Annotated in this window: 13 protein-coding genes; 7 read left to right on the forward strand and 6 right to left on the reverse strand. The window is 70.5% G+C overall.

Going from position 1 to position 22,348, the window contains the following annotated elements:
- The first annotated feature begins 26 nt into the window (after positions 1–26).
- From ACGFX9_RS06410 to galE, 4 genes are all read left to right on the forward strand, one after another.
- A complete protein-coding gene (locus ACGFX9_RS06410; protein ID WP_393465379.1) occupies positions 27–3,497 on the forward strand; it encodes a CDP-glycerol glycerophosphotransferase family protein in 3,471 nt (1,156 codons plus the stop codon).
- The gene (locus ACGFX9_RS06415) at positions 3,494–5,083 is read left to right on the forward strand and encodes a hypothetical protein (RefSeq protein ID WP_393465383.1); all 1,590 of its coding nucleotides are present in this window, start codon (positions 3,494–3,496) and stop codon (positions 5,081–5,083) included. The genes ACGFX9_RS06410 and ACGFX9_RS06415 overlap by 4 nt, the downstream gene beginning before the upstream one ends.
- A 35-nt stretch (positions 5,084–5,118) precedes the next feature.
- The gene (locus ACGFX9_RS06420) at positions 5,119–6,804 is read left to right on the forward strand and encodes a glycosyltransferase family 2 protein (RefSeq protein ID WP_393465387.1); all 1,686 of its coding nucleotides are present in this window, start codon (positions 5,119–5,121) and stop codon (positions 6,802–6,804) included.
- 81 nt (positions 6,805–6,885) lie between these two features.
- Positions 6,886–7,869 (forward strand): UDP-glucose 4-epimerase GalE, encoded by a 984-nt coding sequence (gene galE, locus ACGFX9_RS06425; protein WP_393465391.1) that lies wholly within the window; start codon positions 6,886–6,888, stop codon positions 7,867–7,869.
- 42 nt (positions 7,870–7,911) lie between these two features.
- On the opposite strand, the gene ACGFX9_RS06430 is transcribed toward galE, so the two are convergent.
- Positions 7,912–8,532: a TetR/AcrR family transcriptional regulator gene (locus ACGFX9_RS06430; RefSeq protein WP_393465394.1), complete on the reverse strand. Its 621-nt coding sequence runs from the start codon at positions 8,530–8,532 to the stop codon at positions 7,912–7,914.
- Between the two features lie 129 nt (positions 8,533–8,661).
- Between ACGFX9_RS06430 and ACGFX9_RS06435 the strand changes: the two genes are divergently transcribed.
- Together ACGFX9_RS06435 and ACGFX9_RS06440 are read left to right on the forward strand one after the other, a co-directional pair.
- Positions 8,662–9,573 (forward strand): ABC transporter permease, encoded by a 912-nt coding sequence (locus ACGFX9_RS06435; RefSeq protein ID WP_393465397.1) that lies wholly within the window; start codon positions 8,662–8,664, stop codon positions 9,571–9,573.
- Complete coding sequence (locus ACGFX9_RS06440; protein WP_393465401.1) at positions 9,566–10,405, forward strand: ABC transporter ATP-binding protein; 840 nt, start codon at positions 9,566–9,568, stop codon at positions 10,403–10,405. Before ACGFX9_RS06435 ends, ACGFX9_RS06440 begins: the two co-directional genes overlap by 8 nt.
- An 18-nt stretch (positions 10,406–10,423) precedes the next feature.
- Here ACGFX9_RS06440 and ACGFX9_RS06445 read toward each other — a convergent pair whose 3' ends face one another.
- The 3 genes from ACGFX9_RS06445 to ACGFX9_RS06455 form a co-directional block, all read right to left on the reverse strand.
- Positions 10,424–11,566, reverse strand: a complete 1,143-nt coding sequence (locus ACGFX9_RS06445) for a glycosyltransferase (RefSeq protein ID WP_393465404.1) — start codon at positions 11,564–11,566, stop codon at positions 10,424–10,426.
- The gene (locus tag ACGFX9_RS06450; protein ID WP_393465407.1) at positions 11,563–14,460 is read right to left on the reverse strand and encodes a CDP-glycerol glycerophosphotransferase family protein; all 2,898 of its coding nucleotides are present in this window, start codon (positions 14,458–14,460) and stop codon (positions 11,563–11,565) included. Before ACGFX9_RS06450 ends, ACGFX9_RS06445 begins: the two co-directional genes overlap by 4 nt.
- A gap of 153 nt (positions 14,461–14,613) precedes the next feature.
- Positions 14,614–19,560 carry an NAD-glutamate dehydrogenase gene (locus tag ACGFX9_RS06455; protein WP_393465410.1) on the reverse strand — a complete coding sequence of 1,649 codons (4,947 nt, stop codon included), beginning with the start codon at positions 19,558–19,560 and terminating at the stop codon, positions 14,614–14,616.
- Positions 19,561–20,032: 472 nt separating this feature from the next.
- On the opposite strand from ACGFX9_RS06455, the gene ACGFX9_RS06460 reads away from it, so the two are divergent.
- The gene (locus ACGFX9_RS06460; RefSeq protein WP_393465413.1) at positions 20,033–20,599 is read left to right on the forward strand and encodes a DJ-1/PfpI family protein; all 567 of its coding nucleotides are present in this window, start codon (positions 20,033–20,035) and stop codon (positions 20,597–20,599) included.
- Here ACGFX9_RS06460 and ACGFX9_RS06465 read toward each other — a convergent pair.
- Positions 20,596–21,270, reverse strand: a complete 675-nt coding sequence (locus tag ACGFX9_RS06465) for an HAD family hydrolase (RefSeq protein WP_393465416.1) — start codon at positions 21,268–21,270, stop codon at positions 20,596–20,598. The genes ACGFX9_RS06460 and ACGFX9_RS06465 overlap by 4 nt on opposite strands.
- Before the next feature lie 449 nt (positions 21,271–21,719).
- Positions 21,720–22,226: a DUF6912 family protein gene (locus ACGFX9_RS06470; RefSeq protein ID WP_393465419.1), complete on the reverse strand. Its 507-nt coding sequence runs from the start codon at positions 22,224–22,226 to the stop codon at positions 21,720–21,722.
- Between the last annotated feature and the right edge of the window lie 122 nt (positions 22,227–22,348).

Below are 22,348 nucleotides of genomic sequence, written 5' to 3' on the forward strand. Positions count from 1 at the left end.
TGGGAGCGTACGAAAGGCCGGTCGCCGTGCAGCCCCGTCTCAGCGTCGTCGTACCCATCTACAACGTCGAGGAGTTTCTGGAGGAATGCCTGGAGTCGATCGCCGGGCAGACCATGGCCGACCTGGAGGCCGTGCTCGTCGACGACGGCTCGACGGACGGCAGCCCGCGGATCGCACGTGAGTTCGCGGCGAAAGATCCACGGTTCGTCTATGTGCGCCAGCCGAACGCGGGCCTCAGCGCCGCCCGCAACACCGGGGTGCGGCACGCGACCCCGACCGCCGAGTATCTGACCTTCGTCGACAGCGACGACGTCGTGCCGCACGACGCGTACGCGCGGATGACCACGAGCCTGGATTCGACCGGCTCCGATTTCGCGAGCGGCAACGTCTGGCGCCTGAACGAACGGGGGCGCCAGCAGGCCTGGCAGTACAAATGGCTCACCGAGCCGCGCTCGCGCACCCACATCAGCCGTGACCTGGAGCTGCTCGCCGACCGGGTCGCGTGGAACAAGGTCTTCCGCCGCGCCTTCTGGGACCGGCACGGCTTCACCTTCCCCGAGGGGAAGTTGTACGAGGACACGCCCGTCATGATCCCCGCGCACTTCCTCGCGGGCTCCGTGGACGTGCTCAGCGACCACGTCTACTACTGGCGGGTGCGCGAGGGTTCGATCACCCGGCGGCGCACCGACGTCAAGGGCGTGCGCGACCGGATCGCGGCATGCGCGCACGTCAGCGCGTTTCTCGCCGAGCACGCCCCCGAACTGCGCAAGACGTACGACGCCTCCTGCCTGCGCGATGACTTCGTGTACTTCCTGGAGGGCCTGCCGATGGGCGGACCCGAGTACCGCGCCACCTTCGTGAAGGGCGCCGCCGCCTTCCTGCGGCGCGCGGACCCGGGGGTCATCGCGGGGCTGCCGGTGTCGCTGCGCGTCAAATGGCATCTCGTACGTGAGGGGCGCACCGCCGATCTGATCGACCTGCTCACCTTCGAGCAGCGCAACCGCAACGCCTTCAAGGTCCGGGGCAAGGTGCGGCGCAGCGCCGTGTACCCCCGCGGCTCCGGCGGGCAGATCCGGGTGCCGCAGGAGCTCGCGCGGCTCGCGCGTGGTGAGCTGCCCGTCATCTCCCGTGTGACGGAGTCGAGTTGGGGCGACGACGGGCTGCTGCGGATCAGCGGCTACGCGTACGTGCGCAACCTGGAGGCGACGCGCCCCGGCCACTCCTTCAAGGCGGCCATCCTCAAGTCCGCCCACAGCAGAGCCCAGTTGAGGCGGATCCCGACCCGCACGGTCACCGCCCCGCAGGCCACCGAGAACTCCCGGCAGCAGCTGCACTGTTACGACCTCTCCGGGTTCGAGCTGACCGTCGACCCCGAGCAGCTCAAGACCGGCGGCCGGTGGCGGCCGGGCAACTGGCTGCTCGGCGTGGTCGTCGCCGGCCACGGCTCGGTGCGGCGGGCCGCGGTCCGCCCCCTGGACGGGTCGTCGACCCAGTCCGTCGTACGCGAACTGGGCGACGGGCTTCGGCTGGTCCTCGGCTTCAGCAAGAACCGTCTGGTGCTGCGGATCCAGGACTACGTGGCGCGGGTCGACGCCCACCGCAGGGACGGCGACGAGATGGTCCTGAGCGGGCATCTGCCGAGTCATCTGCGCCCGACAGCCCTGCGCCTGACGCACAAGCACTCATCGGCGGAGTTCGACTACCCGGTGGCGCTTTCGGGCGACGACCGCTTCGACGTCCGCGTGCGCCTCGCGGACCTGGAGGACGTCGCCCCGACCCCGCACCTCGCGCCCAAGGAGGTCGAGCCCCCGCACGGCGACCGCTGGCAGGCCAACCTGGTCCTGCCGGACGGCAAGCTGAAGTCCCTGGCGGCGGTGCTCGACCTGCCGCCGGGGCGGTACGCGTCGCGCACGGGCGGCCGGGAGCTGTGCGCTTCGGCCAACGACCAGGGCCAGCTGGTCGTCGAGCTCACCCGGCAGCCGATCGCCGACCGGGTGGCGTGGTCCGCGGACGGCACGCTGACGGTCGAGGGCACGGTGGCCGACGCGAGCTGGGGCGAGGCGGAGCTGGTGCTGCGCCACAGCGGCCGGGACGAGGAGCTGACGGTCCCGCTGGAGCGGACCGCCGGGCGCTTCTCGGCGGTGGTGGCACCGGGCGGCGGGGTGCTGCGGGAGGGGCGGTGGTACGCGTTCCTGCGCGAGACGGGGGCTTCGGTCGCCTCCGCCGAGGACGGCATGCCCGTACGGCTGCTCGCCTCCGTCTCCGCGGCCTTCCCCCTCCACCAGGCCGTCGAGGGGCGGGAGTTCACCGTCGACAGGCGGTTCGGTGACCGGCTCCTGCTCGAAGCGGGCTCGGTACTCGCGCGCGGCGAGCGGGGAGCCTTCCGGCGCCACCGGCTGCGTACGGCGCACTATCCGCGCCAGCGTGACCGGTCCCTGCGTGACGCGGTCCTCTACTTCGACGGGGACTCGCCGCGCGCCATCCACGAGGAACTGGTGCGCCGCGGCGCGGGCGTCGAGCACCTGTGGGTGACGCGGGACCAGCAGACGCGGGTCCCTGCCGGGGCGAAGGGCGTGGAGGAACACAGCGCCGCCTGGTACGAGGCGCTGGCCCGCTGCCGCCGCATCGTCACGGCGGGCCATCTGCCCGACTTCTTCGAGCGGCGGGAGGGGCAGACCGTCGTACAGACCTGGAACGGCGCGCCCCTCAAGCGCATCGGCACCGACCTCATCGACACCCTCTACGCCGACCACGGCCATCTCGACGCCTTGCCGAAGCTCTCCCGCCAGTGGGACGTGCTCGTGTCGCCCAACCGCTTCTCGACCCCCCACCTGGGGCGGGCACTCGCCTATGAGGGCGAGGTCATGGAGGCGGGCTCCCCCCGCAACGACGTCCTCTTCCACGAGGACCGCGGCAAGGTCGCCGAACGCGTACGCCGCGAGCTGGACATCGACCCGGACAAACGGATCGTCCTGTACGCGCCGACCTACCGGGATCACCTCGCGTACTCCCCCGGACGCTTCCGCTACGAACCCGCGCTCGACTTCCGCGCGGCCGAGGACGTGCTCGGCGAGGACCATGTCCTCCTCGTACGCAAGCATCCGCTCACGGCGGGCCGGCTGTCCGGCGCCCGCGCCCCCTTCGTACGCGATGTGTCCTCCCACCCGCGGACGGCCGAACTCCTGCTGATCTCGGACGTGTTGGTGACGGACTACTCCTCGCTGATGTTCGACTTCGCGCACACCGGCCGTCCGATGCTCTTCCACGCCTACGACCTTGAGCACTACCGCGACACGGTCCGCGGCTTCTACCTCGACTTCGAGACCAGCGCCCCGGGGCCGCTGCTCGCCTCCACCGGCGAGGTCGTCGAGGCGCTGCGCGACCTGGACTCCCTCACGACGCGGCACGCGGAGGCGTACGCGGCGTTCCGCGAGGCCTACTGCGACCTGGACGACGGGCAGGCGTCGGCCCGGGTCGCGGAGAGGCTCATGCGATGACCACGGCCGCACTGCGGACCCGCCGCGAGGCCCACGGCGCGACGGCCCTCAACAGGCGCGGACGGTGGCGGCCGAGCCCGTACGTCGTGTTCGGCGGGCTGTTCTGGATCGTCATGTCCCTCGCGTTCTGGCGGGTGCCGATGTGCTGCGACTTCGGGCAGCACGCGGCGGTGATCGAGCGGCTGAAGGCCGATCTGCTGCACCCGCGGCACCCGATGGCGGACCTGCCGGGCGCGGGCAGCCCGTACTACTCGCCGTACGCGGTGGCGCAGGGCGTCTTCGCGCGGGTGACGGGGCTCGCGGGCTGGGAGGTCGTGAAGCTGGCGGGGCCGCTGAACCTGCTGGTGCTTCTCACGGGTCTCGGCCGGTTCGTGAAAGTCCTGACCTCGCGTCAATGGGCGCCTGTGCTCGCCCTGTTCGCGATGGTCGTGCTGTGGGGCACGCGGATGGCGTGGTGGAGCGGCTACCTCGGGCTGATGTCGATGACGGGGAACCTCGCCTACCCGTCGACGTTCGCGATCGGCCTGGCGTTCTGGGCGTGGGCATGGGCCGGCTCACTCGCGCGGACGCCCCGGAGCGCGTGGGCGTACGTGGGTCTCGGCGCGCTGTGCGGGGTGATCCTGCTCGTCCACCCCATCTCGTCCGTGGCGGCGGTGATCGGAGTGGTGGCCTTCGCGGCCTCGGCCCGTCGCCCCTTCGCGGGGCTGTGGAAGTGGGCGGTGACCGCGGCGGTGGCGGCGGTGGTCGCGGCGAGCTGGCCGTACTACTCCGTCTTCTCGCTCGTCGGCGACGAGAGCGTCGACTGGATCCACCGGCAGCTCTACACGGAGATGCCGCAGCGGTTCTGGCTCGCGCTGATCGGGCTGCCCGCGCTCGCCCTGAGGTTCCGCAAGAATCGCCGCGATCCGCTGGTCCTGATGTTCGCGCTCGACTGCGCGGTCGTCGCGTACGGCTGGTTCAGCGGCCACTACACCTACGGGCGCATCCTGGGCCTGACCCTCGTCCCGCTCCAGTTCGCCCTGGCCGTCGAGCTGGCCGCGCCCCGGCCCTGGCGCCGGTGGCGCACGGCGCTCGGGGGTGTCGCGGTCACCGGGGCGGCCGTCGGCTTCTTCACGCTCCAGGCGGGAGCGGTCGTGCCGCGCGCCCTTGACCCGGTGGGCTTCGACCAGCCGCCGCGCTGGCCGGGCTACGGCTGGGCGGTGAACCGGATGCACAAGGGTGACGTCGTCCTGACCAACGGCTACTACCCCACCCGCTCCGTCCCGGCGTACGGCGCCAACCTCGTCGCCCCCGCCTGGCCGGACGCCTCGCTCGCCGAGGCCACGCGCAACCACCGGCTCCAGGAGGTACGCGACTACCTCTCCCCCGAGTCGACCCGCGCCGAACGCACGGAGATCGTCCGGCGCTACGGGGTGCGCTGGCTGCTGCTCTCGCCGGACCAGAAGGTGCCGGACGAAGCGGTCGTGGTGGCGTGGGGGCCACGGACCGGGGAGGTGCTGGCGCGAGTGAGCGCCGGGAGCGGCGACGGGAGCACGAACCGGCCGGATACGAAGCAGTCGACTACGAACCGACCGAAGACCCCCTAATCGGATAATTGCGAGCAACCTCTAAAATTTCTACCGTGGATGCCTCACTGTCACTCTCGCCCCCGTCGCCCCAGGTCTGCGTCGTAGTGATCGGCTACAACGATGCCGCGCACATCACGGACGCGGTGCGCTCGGCGCTCGCCCAGGGCCCCGTCGTCCGCGAGGTGATCGCCGTCGACGACTGCTCGACGGACGGCAGCGGCGAGCTGCTCGCGGCGCTCGCGGACGAGGACCCCCGCGTCAAGCCCATCCGCCGTGCCGCCAACAGCGGCGGCTGCGGCACTCCCCGCAACGACGGCATCGAGGCCACGACCTCCGCGTACGTGATGTTCCTCGACAGCGACGACGTCCTGCCGCCGAACGCCGTGGACGCCCTCATGGCGGCCGCCGCGCGGCACGACGCCGAGGTGGCCACCGGGCTCTGCGTACGCCGCGAGCTGCCCTCCGGACGCGAGAGCCCCTGGCAGCCCGTGCTCTACCAGAAGGGCCGCCTGATCGCCCGCCCCGAGCTGCGCACCCGCCTGGTCCACGACACGCTCTGCGTCAACAAGCTCTACCGCACCGACTTCCTGCGCCGGCACGCGATCCGCTTCCCCGAGGGCCCCTTCACGTACGAGGACTTCGTCTTCACGGCCCGTGTCCTGGCCGCGGGCCCGCGGATCGCGCTGATCCCCGACACCGTCTACGTATGGAACGTGCGCCGCTCCGCGACCAGGCTTTCGATCTCCCTGGACCGCTCGGGCATCGCCAACTGGCGGGCCCGCCTTGAGGCGCACCGCCAGTCGGTGGAGATCCTGGCGGAGGCGCGGAGCCCGGCGGGGACGGCGGGCAAGCGGCTCGTGCGGGCGGCCCGCGCCAAGTTCATCGACCACAGCCTGCGGATGTACGCGCGTGAGCTCACCACGCGCAGCGACGCGTACCGGCGGGAGTGGTGGACGGCCACGCGCGCGTACCTGGCGACCTTCGACACGGCCGACCTGGACGCGGCGCCCGCCCCGGGCAGGATCATCGCCCGCGTACTCCTCGCCTCCCCCGAGCCGCGCGACCTGCGCCGCCTCCAGGAGGTCGCGGCCCGCCCGGCACGCCTTTCGCCGCCCTACGCGTGCCTGGCCGACGGCACCCCGGTCTGGTCCAAGGACCTCCCCCAGGCGCAGCTCGAACACCTCCTGGTCCGTCCCATCCGCCTCCTGCCCCTCGCGGTGGACGCGGAACTGCGGCCCCAGGCAGGCGGCAGCCGCCTCACCCTGCGGCTGCACGAGCTGTACGGGCGGGTCGCGGACGCGGGGCCGACGACGGCGGACGTGGAGCTGGTACCGCGCGGCGGCGATGGGCCGGTGCTGCGCCGGACGGCGGCATTCCAGCCTGAAGGGCCCGAGGGGGGCCGGGAGGGCACCTGGCTGACCGAGGCCGTCCTGGACCTGGGCGCGCTCGGCGGCGGCGTGTGGGACCTGCGGCTGCGGCTGCACTTCGCGGACGGGACGGCGCGGGACACGACGGGGCGTGCGGTGGCGGGTCCTGGCCTGCTGCGGCGTACGGTGCTGCCGTCCCGCCGCGGGATCCTGCTGGCCCAGCCGTACGCGACGCAGGCGGGGAACCTGGCGGTGCGGCTCGCGCCGGGGATACGGGGCGTGGCGGGGGTGGCCAAGCGGCGGCTTGCCCGGCTGGTCGGCGTCGGAGGCTCCCGAGCCTCTGGAGGCACCGGCGCCTCCGGAGGCCGCTGACGGGTCTCGTACACCGCCTCTGCGACACTGCACGTCACTGCACGTCACTGCACACTCGCGACAAGACGGGACATACATCCCATGACCTGGCTGATCACCGGCGGTGCCGGATACATCGGGGCCCACGTGGTCCGCGCGATGGCGGATGCGGGCGAGCGCTCCGTGGTCTACGACGACCTGTCCACGGGCATCGCCGAGCGCGTCCCCGAGGGCGTACCGCTGGTGACAGGGTCGACGCTGGACGCGGATCTGCTGGCGCGGACGCTGGCCGAGCACTCCGTCACCGGCGTCGTGCACCTGGCGGGGAAGAAGCAGGTGGGCGAGTCGGTGGAGCAGCCGCTGCGCTACTACCGCGAGAACGTGGAGGGCCTGCGGGTCCTGCTGTCGGCGGTGACGGAGGCTCAGGTCACGTCGTTCGTCTTCTCCTCATCGGCGGCGGTGTACGGCATGCCCGATGTGAACCTGGTGACGGAGGAGACCCCCTGCCTCCCGATGAGCCCGTACGGCGAGACGAAGCTGGCGGGCGAGTGGCTGGTCCGCGCGACGGGCCGGGCGCACGGCCTGGCGACGGCTTCGCTGCGCTACTTCAACGTGGCGGGCGCGGCGGGCCCCGAGCTGGCCGACACGGGCGTCTACAACCTGGTCCCGATGGTCTTCGAGAAGCTCACGGACGGCGAGGCCCCGCGCGTCTTCGGCGCGGACTATCCCACCCCGGACGGCACCTGCGTACGCGACTACATCCATGTCTCCGACCTCGCTGAGGCCCACGTGGCGACGGCCCGCAAGCTGGCGGCGGCTGCGCGCGGGACCGATCTGACGCTCAACATCGGCCGCGGGGAGGGTGTTTCGGTCCTGGAGATGGCCACCCTGATCAACGAGACCACGGGGTACGACCGCGCGCCCGTAGTGGCACCCCGCCGCCCCGGCGACCCGGCCCGGGTGGTGGCTTCGGCGGACCGCGCCGCGGATGAGCTCGGCTGGGTGGCCAAGAGGGACGTACGCGAGATGGTGACGTCGGCGTGGGCGGGGTGGCTGCGGTCGCATCCGGGGGCGGGGCGGGGGTAGGCACCTCCTGGGGCGACCTGCCGCCCGGCGTCCCGGAGCGGCTCACAACGCCCGAAGCGCCCCCGCCGTAGCCGTCGCGAGGCTGCCCAGGTACCCCTTGGGCAGCTCGGCCCGCACCACCACGGACCGCCAGTAGAGCGGCCCCGACACCAGGTCGAGGGCGAGGTCCTCGTCGACCCCCTCCCGCACCTCCCCCCGCGCGACGGCGGCCCGCACGATGCCGCTCGCCACGCCGTGCTGCCCCTCCCGCAACGCCTTCTGCAGGGCTTCGGCGATCTCCGGATTGCGAGCCGCCTCCGCCTGCAGATCCGGGATCACCTGCGAGGCCACGGGATGCCGCAGGGCGCGCGACGTCACCTCGTACAGCAGCCGCAGATCTCCCTCAAGTGAGCCGCTGTCCGGCATCGGAAGGCCCTGGACCGCTATGGCCGACATCAGGTCGAGCACGAGGTGCAGTTTGGAGCGCCAGCGCCGGTAGACCGCGGTCTTGCCGACGCCCGCGCGGCGCGCGATGCCCTCGATGGACATGCGCGCGTACCCGACCGCCGCGAGCTCCTCGAAGACGGCGGCCCTGATCGCCTCGGTCACGTCCTCCCGGAGCACCGCGGCCCCCGCGGGCGCCCTGCGGCGCGGTTGTTCATCTCCTGGCCTGCTCGTCGTCATGCGGACAGCATAGATCGTGACGACGATACGGTTGCGTTCCGACGTAGCGACGACCTACTCTCGACGTTGCGACGATACGGGACCGTCCCGACGTACGCCTCCCATGACTCCCGAGTGAAAGCAGCGGACGTGAGTCAGGTCCTCGACGCTCCATCCCGCCCCGCGGTCGCCGCACCCGACCCCGCCGAGCTCGCCGCCCGGTACGGCCTGACGGTCAGCGGCGCCCGCCCCACGCTCCCCGCGTACGTCGGGCAGCTCTGGCAGCGCCGCCACTTCATCACCGCCTTCGCGACCGCCAAGCTCACCGCCCAGTACAGCCAGGCGAAGCTCGGCCAGGTCTGGCAGGTGATGACGCCGCTCCTGAACGCCGCGGTGTACTACTTCATCTTCGGCGTGCTGATGAACACCAAGCACGCCGTACCGGACTACGTCCCGTTCCTGGTCACCGGCGTCTTCATCTTCACGTTCACGCAGAGCTCGGTGATGGCCGGCACCCGCGCCATCGCGGGCAGCCTCGGGCTCGTCCGCGCCCTGCACTTCCCACGCGCGGCGCTGCCGATCTCGTACTGCCTGCAACAGCTCCAGCAGCTCCTGTTCTCCATGTGCGCGCTGGTCGTGATCCTGCTCTGCTTCGGCGTGCCGCCGAGCCCGTCCTGGCTCCTGGTGATCCCGGCCCTGACCCTGCAGTTCACGTTCAACACCGGCCTCGCCCTGGTGATGGCCCGCCTGGGCAGCAAGACGCCGGACATCGCGCAGCTCATGCCGTTCGTGCTGCGTACGTGGATGTATGTGTCCGGGGTGATGTGGAGCATCGACGCGGTCCTGAAGGACCAGCACCTGCCCGGCGTCCTGAAGGCCCTCCTCGAGTGCAACCCGGCAGCGATCTACATCGACCTGATGCGCTTCGCGCTGATCGACACCTTCGACGCGAGCCAACTCCCGCACCATGTGTGGGCCTGGGCCATCGGCTGGGCGCTGCTCGCCGGGGCAGGCGGTTTCATCTACTTCTGGAAGGCAGAGGAGACGTACGGCCGTGGCTGAGACGACGACAGCACCCCTCACCAAGACAGAGCCCGCACCCCAGAACCCGGGGCCCGCCCCCACAGTCATCGTCGACCAGGTGGACATCGTCTACCGCGTCCACGGCGCGGGCTCCGCCACCGGGCGCGGCAGCGCGACCGCCGCGCTCGGCCGCATCCTCAAGCGTGGCAGGAGAGACGGCGAGGAATCCGGCGTACGCAAGGTGCACGCCGTCCGGCAGGTCTCCTTCACCGCCCACAAGGGCGAGGCCATCGGCCTGATCGGCACGAACGGCTCGGGCAAGTCGACCCTCCTGAAGGCGGTCGCCGGGCTGCTGCCCGTGGAGAACGGCCGCATCTTCACCGACGGCCAGCCCTCCCTCCTCGGCGTGAACGCGGCCCTGATGAACGACCTGACCGGCGAGCGCAACGTCCGCCTCGGCGGTCTGGCGATGGGCATGTCCCGCGAGCAGGTCCAGGAGCGCTACCAGGACATCGTCGACTTCTCGGGGATCAACGAGAAGGGCGACTTCATCACGCTCCCCATGCGTACGTACTCCTCCGGCATGGCGGCCAGGCTCCGCTTCTCCATCGGCTCGGCCAAGGACCACGACGTACTCCTCATCGACGAGGCCCTTGCGACCGGCGACCGCTCCTTCCAGAAGCGCTCGGAGGCGCGCATCCGCGAGCTGCGCAAGCGCGCGGGCACGGTCTTCCTGGTCAGCCACAACAACAAGTCGATCCGCGACACCTGCGAGCGCGTGCTCTGGCTGGAACACGGCGAGCTGCGCATGGACGGCCCGACGGCGGACGTGCTCAAGGAGTACGAGCAGTTCACCGGCGGCAAGAAGTAACCCACAGCCGTCCGGGGCTCAGCGCTCAAGGAAGAGGAACAACTCCTCCCAGCGCCGCACGACCTCACCCGTCGTGTAGCGCTGGATGTTCACTCTGGCCAGCTCCCCCATCCGGTCCCGCAGCTCCTTGTCGGACATCAACGTGTCCAGTCTGCGCGCGAGTTCGGCCGTGTTGCCGAGCCGCGCGAGCAGCCCGTCCACGCCGTCCTGGACGATCTCGTGCACGCCCGGCGCGCAGTCGAAGGCGGCGCACGGGACGGCTGTCGCCATCGCCTCCATCAGCGCGAGCGGGAACCCCTCGCCCCGCGACGACTGCACGAACACCGATCCGCCCCGCAGCGCGCCCGGCACATCGCTCGTCCGCCCCATCCACTGGACGGAGTCGTCGAGACCGAGGGCCGTGCACTGCTTCTTGAGCATCTCCTCGTCCTCGCCGGAGCCGTAGATCCGCAGCGTCCAGTCCGGGTGCAGCGGCGCGACCTCCGCCCAGGTGTCGAGGAGCATGTCGATGCCCTTCTGGTCGTGCAGCCGGCCGATGCTGGTGACGACCTTCTCCGTGCGCCGCGAGGGCACTTCGGGCATGAAGGGCAGCGGGTTCGGCATGAAGGACGCGTTGTCCAGGCCCTGCCTGATCCACAGGTCGGCGTCCTCGCGGGTCAGCGCGAGCATCCGGTCGACGTCCTTGTAGTGCTTGCGCACGCGCGGGCCGCGCGAGGACGCCCGCGAGTAGGCGAACGACTCATGGCTCATCCCGATGACCAACAGGCCACGCGTGTCGGCGAGTTCGACCCACTCCATCGCCCACACCTGCGTGACGATGACGACGGCGCCGGGCCCGGCCTTCGCGAAGAGCGCGGTCAGCTTGGCGGCCTGCTCGTGCATGCCCTCCTGGCGTCGCGCGCGCAGCCGGCGCTCGGCGATGTTGAGGCGCCCCTTGATGCCGCGCGCCGGGCCCACACGCGGCGGATGCTCGTCGTACAGCGTCGTGGTCGGGTAGGGGAGGTCCGAGCCGATGTCCTGCGGGACGCCCGGCTCGGTGATGCCTATGACGTGCACGCGGTGGCCTCGCTCCGCGAAGAGGCGGGCCATCTGGTGGGACCAACTGGTGATCCCACCAAGCTCGTTGACGCTGTTGGAGACGAAGAAGATGTCCCGGTTCACTTGCCGCTCCAGTGCGAGAAGAACTGCTCGACGACGCTCTTGGCGGCATCGCCCCTGTCGTACTCACCGAAATCGGCCACGAACCGCGCCCGCGCGAGGCCGTACTCAAGGGCCTGCTCGTCCAGGACCTTCAGCGCCCCGAACAGCTCCTCCTCGGTGTCGACCACCGGGCCGGGAGCCCGTTCCCGCAGGTCGAAGTAGGTGCCGCGCCCCTCGTGGACGTACTCCTCGTAGTCGTACGTGAAGAACAGCATCGGCCGGTCGAGGAGCGCGTAGTCGAACATCACGGAGGAGTAGTCGGTGATCATCGCGTCGGCCAGCTCATAGAGCGGCGTGACGTCGTGATGCGCCGATACGTCGATGACGCGGCCCCGCACGGACGGCGGAAGCACCACGTGGTTGAGGTAGTGCGAGCGCACGAGCAGCACGTAGCGGTCGCCGAACTCCTCCGCGAACCGCTCGACGTCGAAGGGCAGTTCAAAGCGTCCGTGCCGGCCGCCGTGGCGCCGGAACGTCGGCGCGTACAGCAGCACCCGCTTGCCCTCGGGGATGCCGAACTCCGCTGCCAGCGGCCCGCGTTCGCGCACCCCGCTCGCGTCCTCGCGCCGCTTCGTCCGTACGAGTGCGTCGTTGCGGGGGTAGCCGACGCGCAGCAGCACCTTCTCCTTGAGCCGCAGGGCCTTCGCCAGCGTCCGCACATCGTGCTCGGAGCGGACCAGGAAGCGGTCGAAGCGGTCCAGGACCCGCTGCTGTTCGTCCTGCTGCGGCTTGCTGCGCAGCTTCCAGGAGGGCTCGTCGAAGCCCATGCGCTTGAGCGCCGAGCCGTGCCAGGTCTGGATGTACGTCGTCTCGGGACGCTTGGTGAGCTTGAGCGGGTAGCTCTGGTTGTCGACCCAGAACTCGGCCTGCGCCAGGGCCCGCAGATAGGGCAGCGACCAGCGCCGCACCAGCGTGGCATCCTCCGGGAAGCCATCGGGCCGCCCGGAGTAGGACCACACGGCCTCGAAGTCGAGCCCCTGGCGGCGCATCTCCTCGTAGATGGCGCGGGGGCTGTCGCTGTACTGCTTGCCGAGATGGCTCTCGAAGACGACCGTGCCCTTCTTCACCGGCAGGCGGCTGAACACCTCGTCGTACACGCGCAGCCTGCTCGGCCCCGACGTGAGGTCCTTGCGCAGCTTCTTCGCCCTGCGGAAGCCGGACTTGGCGAGCCTGCCCGGCATCCCGTGCGTGCCGCGCGCCACGAGCTCCGGGATCCGGCCGCCCGCCGCGTCCCGCGTGACGAGCCGGAACGCGAGGTGCCCGCGCTGTGAGACCTCCGGCTCCAGGTGATCGGCGACAAGGCGGGTCAGCCACGGCCGCACCGGAAGCAGACCTTCGGCGAGCCCCGGAGTGCTCGCGGTGAGCCGCGTCCTGGTGGGCACGCCGTCGGCGGTGAGGTGCAGCCGTACGTCCCACACCGCGTCGACGACCCCGAGCGGGCGCAGCCGCCGCGCGAGGTCCGCCGATGCCTCCCAGGCGATGACGTCGCCCTCGCGGCGGACGGCGGCGACGGGGAAGCGGAAGGACCGCAGGCTGCGGCGGCGCGCGCTGAACTCCAGCTCGGCGGTGAGCGCGGCGTCGGGGTGCACGATGCCGAGCGGGTTGGTGATGCGGCCTGTCATGCGCACGACGCCGCCGGACTCCTCGTAGCCGGTAAGCACATTGCGCAGGAACATCTGGTCGAGGCGCTTGCTGTGGTAGCCGAGCTCGGTGACGTCAAGGGCCCGGCGCCCGTCCGGGTCGTCGAGGTGCTGGGCGCACCAGTACACGCGCCCGTCCCGCTCGGCCAGCGGCGAGGAGATCTTGTCGCGGTTGGTGAGGGTGTCGACGGCGGGCAGCAGGTTCTCCCAGTCGCCCTTCTCCAGGAGGTAGGCGCAGATGGCCTGAATGGGCTGCACCTCGTCGTACGCGGCGCGGTCGAGCCCGGTGAGGTAGTCGCGGGCGAGTCCGGCGAACTCCTGGCGGTAGGCGGCGTCGCGGAACGGCAGGTCGCGCAGGTGGAGCACCAGGTCGTGCTTGAGGAACTTGACGTCCTTGGCGAGCCGCAGCTCGTCGAGTCCGCGCTCGGCGAGCAGCGCGTCGATCCTGCGGTGGATCTCAAGCCGGTGCTCGAAGTTGGTCATCTCGTGGCGCCGGTTGGTCACGGACTTCGCGGCGGCGCGCTCGTGGACGTGCCAGAAGTAGACCTGATTGGGGATGAGGGTGATGCGCTCGGCCGCGAGGTAGGCCTCGGCGATGAACATCAGGTCCTCGTAGAACATGCCCTTGGGGAAGCGGAGACTGTTCTCGACGAGGAAGTCGCGGCGGTAGAGCTTGTTCGTGGAGAGCGTGTCCCAGACGAACAGGTCGGGCAGCTCGGTGACGGACTCAAGGGTGCGGGTCGTGGCGTAGAGCCAGGGGTACCACTGGTCGCGCTTCTTGTTGCGGGTGTCCATGGACAGCCGTACGCAGAGCCCGGAGACGATGTCGGAGCCGTCGCGCTCGGCGGCCTCCAGGAGGTTGCGGCAGGCGTTGCGCTCCAGGACGTCGTCGCTGTCGAGGAACATGACATGGCTGCCGACGGTGTGGCCGATGCCTACGTTGCGGGGCTCGCCGCCCGCGCCGCTGTTCTCCGGCAGCTGATAGGCCCGCACGCGCTGGGGGTGCTCGGCGGCCAGCTCCTGCGCCGTCGCGTACGAGCCGTCCGTGCTGCAGTCGTCGACGATGACGACCTCGACGCCGTGCAGTGTCTGGTCGAGGACGGACCGGACGGCGGTCGGCAGCCGTAGGGCGTCGTTGTAGACGATCACCACGACGGACACATCGGGCCGCTCGGGTCGCTCCCCCGGGGTCCCCCGCTCACCTATCGCTCCCATGTGTCCCTCCAGTCAGATGCCGGCTCATCCCACTAATTATCGCTAATGCCCGATTGGCGCTCTTCAGGGGGGTGTGAACGGCCTAGTCCTGATACGCGAAAGGGGGCGCCCCGAGCCATCAGGCCCGGGGCGCCCCCATCGGCGTACGACGGATTACGAGTGGGTCCGCAGCAGCGTCCGCATCGTCCGCATCGCGACGGACAGGTTCGCCAGGTCGAACGCGTCCGAGCTCTGGATCTCGTCGAGCGTCGAGCGCGACCGGCTCAGGATCGCCGCGTTCTTCTCCTCCCAGGCCTTGAAGCGCTGCTCAGGAGTGTCCTCGCCGTTCCCGGCGGCCAGCACGTCGGCCGTCAGGGCGGCGTGCGCCGCGTACAGGTCCTCGCGGATCGACGCCCGCGCCATCGACTGCCAGCGGTCGGCCCGCGGCAGCTCGATGATGCGGTCCATGAGCTGGGTGATCCGCAGCCGGTCGGCGAGGTCGTAGTAGACCTCGGCGACGGCCATCGGCTCCTTGCCCGTGCGGTCGGCGATCGCCACGATGTCGAGCGAGGGGAACGCCGAGGAGAACCCGGCGACGCGCTGGGCGAGCTCGTCGGGGACGCCCGCGCCCACCAGCTCGTCGCGGATGCTCTGGTACCACTCCTGGTCGGAGCCGCGCAGCAGCTTCGGCAGCTCGGTCCAGACCTCGGCGACACCCGTACGGAAGAAGTCGATGGTCTCGGCGAGCTGGAGCGGCTGCGGCCGGTTGTTGAGCAGCCACCGGGTGCCGCGCTCGACGAGGCGGCGCGAGTGCAGCCGTACGCGGGTCTGGACGTCGGCCGCCACCACGTTGTCGAGCGCCTCGACGGCGTCCCAGACCTTGCTCAGGCCGAAGATCTCGCGCGCCGCGAGCTGCGCCCGCACGATCTCCTCGAGGGAGGCACCGGTCTCCTCGCGCAGCCGGTGCAGGAACGTCGAACCGCCCGTGTTCACCGTGTCGTTGACCAGGACCGTGGTGATGATCTCGCGGCGCAGCGCGTGGCCGTCGACCTGCTCGGGGAACTTCTCCCGCAGGGCCTTCGGGAAGTACGCGTGCAGCAGCCCGCGCAGGTAGTCGTCGTCCGGGAGCGTCGTCTGGATCAGCTCGTCGGCGGCCGTGATCTTCGTGTACGCGAGGAGCACGGCGAGCTCGGGCTGGCTGAGCCCGCGGCCGGAGCCGAGGAGTTCACGGATCTGCCGGTCGGTGGGCAGGAACTCCAGGGCCCGGTTCAGGTGCCCGTCGCGGCCCAGGCGGCGCATGAAGCGCTGGTGGGCGTGGAGGAGGGACGGGGACTGGGCGACCGCGTTCGACAGGGCGGTGTTCTGCGCGTAGTTGTTGCGCAGGACCAGATGCCCGACCTCGTCGGTCATCGCGGCGAGGAACGTGTTGCGCTGCTTGACGGTCATGTCGCCGTTGGCGACGACCGCGTTGAGCAGGATCTTGATGTTCACCTCGTGGTCGGAGGTGTCCACGCCGGCGCTGTTGTCGATGGCGTCGGTGTTGATGCGCCCACCGGCACGCGCGAACTCGATGCGCCCCAGCTGGGTCAGACCGAGGTTGCCGCCCTCGCCGACGACCTTGACGCGCAGCTCGGAGCCGTCGACGCGGATCGCGTCGTTCGCCTTGTCGCCGACGTCCGCGTTCGACTCGGCCGACGACTTCACGTACGTACCGATGCCGCCGTTCCACAGCAGGTCGACCGGCGCCTGGAGGATGGCCTTCATCAGGTCGGCCGGGGTCATCTTGGCGACGTTCGTCTCGATGCCGAGGGCCTCGCGGATGTGCGCGTTGAGCTGGATCGCCTTGGCGCTGCGCGGGAAGATCCCGCCGCCCGCGGAGAGCAGCTCCTTGTTGTAGTCGGCCCAGGAGCTGCGCGGCAGCTCGAAGAGGCGGCGGCGCTCGGCGTACGACGTCTCGGCGTTCGGCCGGGGGTCGATGACGATGTGCCGGTGGTCGAAGGCGGCGACCAGGCGGATGTGCTCGGAGAGCAGCATGCCGTTGCCGAACACGTCACCGGACATGTCGCCGACGCCGACGACGGTGAAGTCCTCGGACTGGGTGTCGGTGCCGAGCTCCCGGAAGTGCCGCTTGACGGACTCCCAGGCGCCGCGGGCGGTGATGCCCATGCCCTTGTGGTCGTAACCGGCGGAGCCGCCGGAGGCGAAGGCGTCACCGAGCCAGAAGTTGTACGACTCGGCAACCTCGTTCGCGATGTCCGAGAACGTCGCGGTGCCCTTGTCGGCGGCGACGACGAGGTAGGTGTCGTCCTCGTCGTGACGCACGACGTCGGCGGGCGGCACGACCTCACCGGCGACGAGGTTGTCGGTGATGTCGAGCAGCGCCGAGATGAAGGTCTTGTAGCAGCGGACGCCCTCGGCGAGCCACGCGTCGCGGTCCACGGCCGGGTCGGGCAGCTGCTTGGCGACGAAGCCGCCCTTGGCGCCGACGGGCACGATGACAGTGTTCTTCACCATCTGCGCCTTGACCAGGCCGAGGATCTCGGTACGGAAGTCCTCACGCCGGTCGGACCAGCGAAGGCCACCGCGTGCGACCTTGCCGAAGCGCAGGTGCACGCCCTCGACGCGCGGCGAGTACACCCAGATCTCGTACGCCGGGCGGGGCGCGGGGAGGTCGGGGATGGCCTGCGGGTCGAACTTCATGGAGACGTAGTTGTGCGGACTGCCGCCGCCCGCCTCCTGGAAGAAGTTGGTCCGCAGCGTCGCCTTGATGACGGTGAGGAAGGACCGCAGGATCCGGTCCTCGTCGAGGGACGCGACCTGGTCGAGCGCGCCGTCCAGCTCCTCCAGGAGCCCGTCGGTCAGCTCGGTGCCGGCGCGCTGGCGGTCCGGGGACATCCGCGCCTCGAAGAGCGAGACGAGCAGCCGGGTGGTGTGGACGTTGTTGAGGAGGGTGTCCTCCATGTAGTCCTGGCTGAAGGTGGAGCCCGCCTGGCGCAGGTACTTGGCGTAGGCGCGGAGCACCATCGCCTGGCGCCAGTTGAGCCCGGCCCGCAGGACGAGCGAGTTGAAGCCGTCGACCTCGGTCTCGCCCGTCCAGGCGGCGGCGAAGGCCTCCTGGAAACGCTCGCGGCCGTCGTCGCCCAAGTAGTCGCCGTTGCCGTTCTGTGACTTGGGCAGGCGCAGGCCGAAGTCGTAGATCCAGGCGTTCGTACGGTCCGTGCAGCGCAGCTCGTAGGGCCGCTCGTCGGTGACTTCGACGCCCAGGCGCTGGAGCACCGGCAGGACCGCGGAGAGCGACACCTGCTCACCGGCTCGGTAGATCTTGAAGCGGCGCTCGCCGGGAGCGGCGCCCACCGGCTCGTACAGGCTGAGCGCGAAGTCCTTGCCCCCCTGCTTCAGCTGCTCCAGGTGCACCAGGTCGGCGACGGCGGCCCGCGGCGTGTGGTCCGCCTTGTAGCCCTCGGGGAAGGAACCGGAGTAGCGGCGGAGCAGCTCGGCGGCGCGCTCCTCGCCGCACTCGGCGGTCAGCGCCTCGGCGAAGCCGTCGGACCAGGAGCGGGCGGCGTCGACGAGCCGCGCCTCGATGCGGTCGGTGTCGGCGTCGGTGAGCTGCGGAAGGCCGCCGCCGGGCGCGACGCGGACCACGAAGTGCAGCCGGGAGAGGATCGACTCGGTGTTCCAGGCGGTGAAGTCGACGCTGTCGCCGCCGAGCTCCTCCTTGAGGATGTCGATGATCCGCAGCCGGACGCCGGTGGTGTAGCGGTCGCGGGGCAGGTAGACGAGGGCCGAGTAGTAGCGGCCGTACTCGTCCTTGCGCAGGTAGAGCCGGAGCCTGCGGCGCTCCTGGAGGTACAGGACGGAGGTGACGATCGAGCGCAGCTCGTCGGCGGGCGTCTGGAAGAGCTCGTCACGCGGGTACGTCTCGAGGATCTGCAGCAGGTCGCGGCCGTCATGGCTGTTGGGCGAGAAGCCCGCGCCCTTGAGGACCTCCTGGACCTTGCGCCGGATGACCGGCACGCGGCGCACGGACTCGGTGTACGCAGCGGACGAGAAGAGCCCGAGGAAGCGCCGCTCACCGATGACGTTGCCCTCGGCGTCGAACTTCTTCACGCCGACGTAGTCGAGGTAGCTGGGCCGGTGCACGGTGGCACGGCTGTTCGCCTTGGTGAGCACAAGGAGCTTGTGCTCACGGGCCTTGGCGCGCGCGTCCGCGGGAAGCCGGCTGAAGGACGGGCTGACCGGGTGGTCCTCCTCGCCGTCGTGCTTCGGGTCGGCGCGCAGGATGCCGAGGCCGGTGCCGGGGACAGCGGCGAGCGAGTCGTCGTCCGTCAGGTCGTACTCACGAAATCCCAGGAACGTGAAGTGGTTCTCGGAGAGCCAGCGGAGCAGCTCGCGCGCCTCGTCGACCTCCTGGTCGCGCAGGTCGTCGGCGGTCGGCTCGGTGGGCAGCTCATCGGCGATGCGCAGCGCGGCATCGCGCATCTTCTCCCAGTCCTCGACGGTCTCGCGTACGTCGGAGAGGATCCGGAGCAGATCGGCGCTGATCTGCTTCAGGTCCGCTCGGTCGGTCTCGCGGTCCATCTCGACGTGGATCCAGGACTCGGTGACCGCGTCGTGCGGGCGGTCGGTCCCGGGGTCGGTGAGGACCTCCAGGAGCTTGCCGGTCAGATCACGTCGTACGACGACCTGGGGGTGGATGACGACATGGATGCCGCGCCCCTGCCGGGAAAGTTCATTGGTGACCGAATCGACCAGGAAAGGCATGTCGTCGGTGACCACCTCGACGACGGAGTGGCTGCACGTCCAGCCGTTCTCCTCGACGGTCGGGGTGTGCACCCGGACGTTGGCCGTGCCCTGCGGGCGGTTCTCGGCAAGCCGGTAGTGGGAGAAGGCCGCTCCGAAGACATCGACCGGGTCGCGGTCCGCGAGGTCCTCCGGGGCGGTGTGCAGGTAGTAGCGCTGGAGGAACGCGAGAGCCGTGTCCTGGTCGGTCGTGGCCTTCTCGTCCTTCGTCCCGGTCGGTGCCCCATTCGGTAGGCGGCCACCGACCGGGCTGTTCTCAGCTACCCGGGCCGCCCGTGTGAGCAGCTCGGCTTTGGCTTCGTCCAGCTTGGTCTGCATTGTCCTCTGACTCCTGTCGCGCGCCGTTGCGTGACGTTGAAGGAAGTGATCCGACGTAACGCCGCGACGCGGGGTCTCCGGTCGAAGTCGACGTTATGCCGCGGTGAGAGATGAGCGGGCGGTTATCCGCCATTTTCAGCGGTTTCGCTGACCGATGGCCGGGATGAATGAGCTGGCCGCACCGCGAAGAAGCGTCAGCGACGCCCCGGGCACGGATGTCCTCCGTGTTCCCCGGGCGCAGGGCGGGGGCGTACACGCCCCCGCGGGATATCGCGCTGATCACGGGACAAGGCTATCGCCCTCCACCCGGGAGCCGTCATGAGCCGTATGTGTACAAAAGCGGGGGTGGAACTTTGACACTCTGCACAGAGACTTTCGCGCCACCTGTCAGCAGCCCGCCCCCTTGGCAAACCGGACGGACGGATGCACGTTGAGCGGACGGACAGCGCACGACTGGGAGGGCGACCAACCGATGGCAGCCAAGATCCTGATAGTGACCGGCGACGCGGCGGAGTCCCTGGAGGTCCTGTACCCCTACCAACGGCTGCGCGAGGAGGGGTACGAGGTCCACATCGCCGCCCCGGCCCGCAAGACGCTGCGGTTCGTGGTGCACGACTTCGAACCGGGCTTCGACACGTACACGGAGAAGCCGGGCTACACCTGGCCCGCCGACCTGGCCTTCTCCGAGGTGGACCCTGGCCAGTACGCGGCTCTGGTGGTCCCGGGCGGGCGGGCCCCGGAGTATCTTCGCAACGACCCGGAGCTGCGCAAGATCCTCAAGTCGTTCTTCGACGCGGACAAGCCGGTGGCGCAGATCTGCCACGGCCCGCTCCTGACGGCGGCGATCGGCGGCCTGAGCGGCCGCAGGGTCACGGCGTACCCGGCCCTTGAGCTGGACATGCAGACGGCGGGCGCGACGTTCCAGGACGCGGAGGTGGTGGTCGACGGCACCCTGGTCTCGGCCCGCGCGTGGCCGGACCACTCGGCCTGGATGAGGGAGTTCCTCACGGTGCTGCGGGCGAAGGCGCCGGTGTACTAGGCGGCCAGCCGCTCGGCCACCTCGACGGCCTCCGCGAGACTGTCGACGACCGGAACCTCCATCCCGGCCGCCTCCAGACTGGTCCTGCTGTGCGACCCCCCGGTGTACAGCACGGCCCGCGCCCCGACGTGCGCCGCCGCGACGGCATCGTCAAGGGCATCGCCGATGACGACGACCCGGTCGGCGTCGACCCCGCCGAGCGCGGCCATGTGCCGCACCATCCGCTCGGCCTTGCCCGCGTGCGAGGTGTCCGTGCGCCCGTCGATCCGCACGAAGTGCGCCTCGATCCCGTGCCGCCGCACGATCGGCACCAGGTGCTCGTGCGGCGCGAGCGAGAGCAACGACTGCGTACGCCCGGCAGCCCGCCGCCCCGCGAGCAGCTCGGCCGCCCCGTCGGCCAACCCGCATGCCTCGGCCCGGGTCCAGTAGTGCTTGTGGAACACGGCATCCATGACCTGCCACTCGGCGTCCGTGGGCAACCGCCCCATCAGCCGCTCGTAGAACAGGGGGATGGGCACGCAGTAGAGATCGCGATACCGCTCAAACGTGATGGGCTCAAGCCCAATTTCCGCGAACGAGGCGTTGGTGGACTCGATCACCGCATGAATGTCATGCAGCAGAGTCCCGTTCCAGTCCCAGACGATGTGCGCCCCGCGCTGCAGCTTCCCCATACAAAAAAGGTACCCGCCCCCACCGACACCCCACCGCGAGTTTCCCCACAACCGCCAGCGAGACACCCCTGGACAGAACGCCAGCCCGCACCCCCACCCACTCACAACCGCCGGCGCGACGCCCCTGGACAGAGCCAGCGGGCCGCACCCCCACGCACCCGCAGTCGGCGACGCTCGCGAGGGGACGTGTCGGTATTTCCGCCCGGAGCACGGTTCGCGGCGCTCCGGTGCCGCAGTAGCCCACGCGGCCACCGGACGATAGCGAGGACGGACATACCGGCGCGGCCCCGCCCCACAGACGAACAGACCCCGCACCCCGGCCACCCGCACCACAGGCCCCGCCGCCAAAACGGACAGGCACCGCACCCCCGGCCCAGAACACCACCGCCCCGCCCCCAAGACGGAACAGCACCCCACCCCGCTGCGGCAGCCCCAGAGGCACCCGACCCTCAGTCGATCAACCCAGCAATCTCCTGCGTCGCAAACCACAGCAGCTCATGATCCTCGACCCCGTCCACAGTGAACCGCGCATCGTCATCCCCCTGATCCGCGGCCCCCAACACCTCCGCCGCCGCAGCGACATCCCCCTCGGCGTCCTCCGAGTCCACATGCACGGCCGCGACCTTCCCCAGCCCCAAGGCCGCAGCGACCCGCACCTCACCGAGCGCCCCCGCATCCAGCCCCCGGTCAGGATCGGAGACCGCAGCCCCGTCGGGCACATCCGCGGCCAGCACCACCCGCCGCCGAGCCGCCCCCGGGTCCCCCGCGACCAACCGCAGCGAAGCGAGCGCGGCACGGTTCAGGGCGGCGTACTCCAGCTCCTCGATGTCGTCCGAGACGTACCACTCACGCAGCGCGGGCGTCACGGCATAGGCGGTCAGCGGCCCCGGCCCCAGCTCGCCCGCCTTGTACGCCTCAGCGAGACGGCTCAGGGTCAGGGGAACGTAGACGCGCATGACGGCCCGCTTTCACGGTCGGATCCCCAGCTGGCAACGGGATCGGAGGGACAGGACAGGAAGGCCTCCAGAATACGTCCGGGAGTCCCCCTTCGAGCTGCGCCCCACCCCCACCCCCCGCG

The organism is Streptomyces sp. NPDC048436 (genome assembly GCF_043200355.1).
Taxonomy (GTDB): domain Bacteria; phylum Actinomycetota; class Actinomycetes; order Streptomycetales; family Streptomycetaceae; genus Streptomyces.